The sequence below is a fragment of the Bacillus sp. LR--39 genome, assembly GCF_053613335.1.
The window spans coordinates 1-2,624 of the sequence record NZ_JBSIOT010000031.1 but is presented as its reverse complement, the minus strand read 5'-3'; the positions used below and the strand labels follow the sequence as shown (position 1 = coordinate 2,624).

The 2,624-nt window shown below is 49.0% G+C and carries 1 protein-coding gene and 2 pseudogenes; all 3 read right to left on the bottom strand.

Translation table 11 applies throughout. The annotated features are described in order from the left end of the window. Positions 1-63: 63 nt before the first annotated feature. Positions 64-891: pseudogene (locus ACWHAR_RS19775) on the bottom strand (DUF1206 domain-containing protein). 72 nt (positions 892-963) lie between these two features. After that, positions 964-2,076 (bottom strand): ethanolamine utilization protein EutH, encoded by a 1,113-nt coding sequence (gene eutH, locus ACWHAR_RS19770; RefSeq protein WP_095844092.1) that lies wholly within the window; start codon positions 2,074-2,076, stop codon positions 964-966. A 70-nt stretch (positions 2,077-2,146) separates the two neighbouring features. Further along, positions 2,147-2,624: pseudogene (locus ACWHAR_RS19765) on the bottom strand (MmgE/PrpD family protein); the annotation flags it as partial.

Genomic DNA, 2,624 nt, shown 5'->3' with positions numbered 1-2,624 from the left:
GGCTTTCATCCACCTGATTTCTAAGAAACTGAAAAACGCTCTGGGCGCGGACCTGCCCAGAGCTTACTTCTCCCAGGTCATATGCTGATAAATGCCTTTCATAATGGCGTACATTCCATATAGGATCAGGCCTAATGCCAATATAGACAGAATCAATTTGCCATGCGGCTGCTGCGCGAGTTCGGCGAGCGCGCCGTCAAAGCCTCTTGTGTCGTCAGGATCAGCGGTCATGGCTGTCTTGATGAGAAAATAGCCGATGGCTGAGAAAATAATGGCGCGGGCGATATTGCCTGCGCGCCCGGTGTTTTTCGTGATGCATATCATCTGTTTGTTCATTTTTGATGTATCGAATTCTTTCATAAAAGCAGCCCGAACGCCTTTCATAAATTGAACAATCGCAAATACGATAAAACCCGCACCCGTAAGCCCTGTGAGCCATCGGCCGAATGGCTGCGCCAATACATAAGCGGACCACGTCTGTTCTGAAGTGCCGCCGTCCCCTTGGCCAAACACAAATCGCAAGGCATTCCAAGCGATGGATGTGTAAACGGCGGCACTGAAAAAGTTTCCTATTCTCCGTGACAGGCCTCGCCTGCTATTTCCGTGTCCCTCCGTGTCCTTGATCGCGCTTAACACCATCCAGATCACATAGCCGATAAGGCCAATACCTATTTAAAAAAGCAATAGTGACCCATACGGCATGCGTGATAGCGTTTGGAGCGCTCCGCTCGAATCTTTCGCGCGGCCTGCCCCGGCAGCCGTCATAAAGGCCAAAACCCCAAGCAGAATAAAAACGCCGCCGAATGTAAAATAACCAAGCCTCCCGAATCGCTTGATCCAAGGCTTGGTTTCCTGTTTTATTTTTGACATGTACCGGTCTTTCACCGCCATGTGTCCAACCCTCTTTCACAGAAGTCTTTACTGTAACATTCCCGATTGGACAAAGTTGAAACAGCTTCTGCCTCAGCTATGGCTGGCTGAGATACGTTTTTGCTGTTTAGCTGATTGTGCAGGTGTCATCCAAGCAGCCGCTGCGGCAGCTGTGACTCCGCCTGCTAATTTCCCAATGATCATGGCCGCCGCCATTTCTTTTTTCATTCCAGCCACAAAACCGAGGTGGCTGCCGAGTACAAAAGCGCCGCTGACTGCAAACGCGACATTGATGACCTTTCCTCTCGGCGTCATATCCTTTAATGAAGCCAGCATTGGGATATGGTGCGCCAAAGAGGTCACCAAGCCTGCAGTTGCTGTCTCATCTAAATGAAGGCATTTCCCCAGAGCCTGTAGCGGTTTTTTAAAGGTTTTTGTAATAAAAGCCGTCATTGGAAACGCCCCTGCCAAGGCAATGGCGATGGTCCCTGTTGTTTGTATCCCTGTCTCGACATTCTCCATTCCCGGAATCAGCACAATACCGGTCATCGTTTCAACGGAGACAGCTGCAAGCCCGATAATCGCAACCACACTGACCGCTTTCCCGAAGAGATGAAACAACTGAATCATACTGTCGGTGTATCGCCATAACCCAAAAGCGATCACAGCAGATAACAGACTCGGGATCAGAAGATTTTTACCTATCATGCCGATGTCAAAGCTTGCGCATAATCCGCCGATTAAGCAACCGATCGGCACTGTGCACAGCCCGATTAATATGCCTTTCGCAAAATACGGATGATCCTCTTTTTCGATGATGCCAAGAGCGACGGGAATCGTGAAGACGATTGCCGGTCCCATCATTGTTCCTAAAAACACCCATGAAAACAGCCCGGCCTGCGGATCTTTCGCCATTTCTCCAGCCAGCGCATATCCTCCCATATCAATCGCCAAAATGGTGTTCGCAAAGGAAGAAGGGTCCGCGCCAATCGCTGTGTAAAACGGAGCAACAATGGGAATCAGGATTGCTGCCAGCACGGGCGCCAGCGACACAATTCCGATCATGGACAGCGCCAGCGGCCCCATAGCCTTAAAGCCGTCCGCAAACCGCTCGCCTAGCCCCCATCTGTTTCCCAAACAATAATCCGCCGCTCCCCATAGTAAAAAGGCAGCCAAAATGAATACAACCGCGTCATTCACCGTCATGATTTTCTCCTTTTTCAAACGTATGATTGGTTTTATCATATCATCTGAAATCGTTGAATAGAGCTGAATCTTATTCAATATGAGCTAAAAATTCTTTTATATCGGCTTTTTCAACGGATGTTATAATGCGTCGCGCTTTTCTTGCGGAACCGTTAATATCAATTTTTCTATTATGTCTTCTTCAGACAGCTCATTTCCTGGCGCCCCTTTTGGGCAGTCCACACGCGCTTCGCAAATCCGGCCGTCTGATAAATAGGCCCGGACAATCGTGAAACGGCCTTTTGGAACGGCATGGGGAGCCGGCTGAGTAGCATTGTCATATACGCGCTGAATATGCCCTATTGTCGTTTGAATGCCGTTTGGGATCGGCTGGCTGTTAAAATGTTCAATGGTCAGGTCGTGTCCATGCAAAGCAAGAGCAATCACATATTCAACGCTGAAACGGCCTTCCTCTCCAGTTTTTGGAGATCTTTCCGTCAATGCAGCATCTCCGCCTGGCGGAAAAATCACTTCAATACGTTCGGTATTGGCAGCAGAAATGGTTTCTT